The organism is Cupriavidus sp. SK-4, assembly GCF_000611125.1.
Taxonomy (GTDB): Bacteria; Pseudomonadota; Gammaproteobacteria; order Burkholderiales; family Burkholderiaceae; genus Cupriavidus; species Cupriavidus necator.
In genome coordinates this window covers 52,873-54,856 of the sequence record NZ_JFJW01000037.1, presented here as the reverse complement: position 1 = coordinate 54,856, position 1,984 = coordinate 52,873, and the positions used below count along the sequence as shown (strand labels likewise).

The 1,984-nt window shown below is 64.4% G+C and carries 2 protein-coding genes and 1 pseudogene; 2 read left to right on the top strand and 1 reads right to left on the bottom strand.

The features are described from left to right. Positions 1 to 264, top strand: a pseudogene (locus tag CF68_RS38135) (hypothetical protein); the annotation flags it as partial. Positions 265 to 556: 292 nt separating this feature from the next. On the opposite strand, the gene CF68_RS08435 reads toward CF68_RS38135, so the two are convergent. Beyond that, positions 557 to 811 (bottom strand): hypothetical protein, encoded by a 255-nt coding sequence (locus CF68_RS08435; protein WP_035817417.1) that lies wholly within the window; start codon positions 809 to 811, stop codon positions 557 to 559. Between the two features lie 199 nt (positions 812 to 1,010). Here CF68_RS08435 and CF68_RS08430 point away from each other — a divergent pair, with 199 nt between their 5' ends. Then, a complete protein-coding gene (locus CF68_RS08430; protein WP_035817415.1) occupies positions 1,011 to 1,958 on the top strand; it encodes a LysR family transcriptional regulator in 948 nt (315 codons plus the stop codon). The last annotated feature ends 26 nt before the right edge of the window (positions 1,959 to 1,984 follow it).

Sequence of the window (1,984 nt, the reverse complement as noted above, 5' to 3'; positions counted from 1 at the left end):
GGCGCAGTACCCCCCAACCGCCGCGAGCGCACCGGTGCCATCATCGGCGGCGCGCTGGGCGGCGGTGCCGGCACCGCGGCTGGCAACGCCATGGGCGGCCGCACCGGCGGTTTGATCGGCGCCGGCCTGGGCGGCGGCGCGGGTGCGGCGCTGGGCGGCAATGTCTCGCGCAGCAACTCGTACGACAATGACCGCCGCTATTACAACAGCAGCTACAAGCGCAAGAAGCACAAGCACCACCATCGCCACCACTACGACGACTGAAGTCGTAGGGGGTCAGCAAAACGGGCCGTCATGGCCCGTTTTTCATTTGCGGCGTCTGGCATAATCGTTCGCCAGTGGTTGCAAACCTGCCGGATGCAGAAACAAAGAAGCCCGCAACCGGAACCGGTGCGGGCTTCTTCTCCAATAAAGGCGGAGAGGCTGCTAGGCGCTCCCCCAAGGACCTGTGGAGACCAGGTTTGAAGCAGGCGGGGCCGCACAAGGGGAGGAAGCAGCCCCGGGATCGCGCTGCCAGAGGCCGCCGGGGAGGCGGGGCCTGAGACGGCAGGCGGCCTTACAGCGGCGCGCGATCGGTAGTGGTGTCGTACTTGGCGCCTTCGGCGTAGATGTCGAACTTGCCGGTGCGGGCCCCATCGACGTACGGATCGAACTTGCCGGTGCGGGCTCCGTCGGTGTACGGATCGAACTTGGCTACCTTGGCGCCGTCGGTGAACACATCGAACTTGCCGTTCTTGGCGAAGGCCGGTGCGGCCGACAGGGCGGCGGCGAGGGTGGCGACAGCGATCAGGGCGTAGCGGTTGGTTTTCATGATTCAGGCTTTCTCTATTGCTGGATGCCTGATTCGTCACTTAGACGAAAGACTATGTTGCATTGCGGCATCCGATGGCTAGATATTAGGCATTTCCCTCATATCAATAAATATCAGGATCCACAATGATTAGTTTTGATTCGAACAATAAAATAGGCTGATTACGTAAGAATTCAGCGCAGAACCGGGAGACTGTGTCATGGATCGCCTGCAATCGATGCGTGTGTTTTCCAAGGTGGTGGAACTGGGAAGCTTCGCGCGTGCAGCGCAGCAGCTGGAAATGTCCAACGCAGTGGTGACGCGCTACGTGGCCGACCTGGAGAGCCATCTGGGCACGCGCCTGCTCAACCGCACCACCCGCAGCCTGTCGCTGACCGACGCCGGCGAAACCTACCTGCAGCGCTGCCAGCAGATCCTGGAAGACGTGGAAGAAGCCGAAAGCGTGGTCACGGCGCGCAGCCAGTCGCTGTCCGGCACGCTGCGGCTGGTCACCCCGGTGATGTTCGGCCTGCACCTGCTGCCGGAATTGCTGGCGCGCTTCCAGCAGCTGTATCCGGACGTGGTGTTCGACGTGATCCTGTCGGACCGCAACGTCGATATCGTCGAAGAAGGCCGTGACGTGGCCGTGATGCTGTCCGACCTGGGCCTGGGCTCGCACCTGGTGGCGCGCCCGCTGCTGTCGGCCGAGGTGATCCTGTGCGCGTCGCCGGGCTACGTGGCGGCGCACGCGCCGATCCGCCATGCCCATGAACTCAGCCACCACCGCTGCATTGCCATGCGCCTGCCCAGCGCCGAGCACGAATGGACGCTGCTGGGCCCGGAAGGCGAGGTGACCGTGCCGATCCGCCCCGGGCTGCTATGCAGCAATGCCGAGCTGGCCCACCAGGCGGCGCTGGCCGACATGGGCGTGGCCATGCTGTCGTCCTACCTGGCGCGCCCCAATATCGATTCCGGCAAGCTGGTGCACGTGCTGCCGCAATACCAGCTGCCGCGGCGCGATGTCAGCGTGGTCTACCCGAGCCGCAAGTTCTTGCCGACCAAGGTGCGCGCCTTTATCGACTTCCTGCTCGAAGAAGGGCAGGTACGGGGCAAGGAAGCGCTGCCAGCGCCAGCCGCCAGCCACGGCGCGCAAGCCGTGCGCACCTGAGCGGCTGCCTGGCTGAGCCACCCGAA

What these genes read in the sequence shown, in the direction of transcription:
- CF68_RS08435 (WP_035817417.1), bottom strand. Translation starts at nt 811, where the DNA reads ATGAAAACCAACCGCTACGCCCTGATCGCTGTCGCCACCCTCGCCGCC.
- CF68_RS08430 (WP_035817415.1), top strand. Translation starts at nt 1,011, where the DNA reads ATGGATCGCCTGCAATCGATGCGTGTGTTTTCCAAGGTGGTGGAACTG.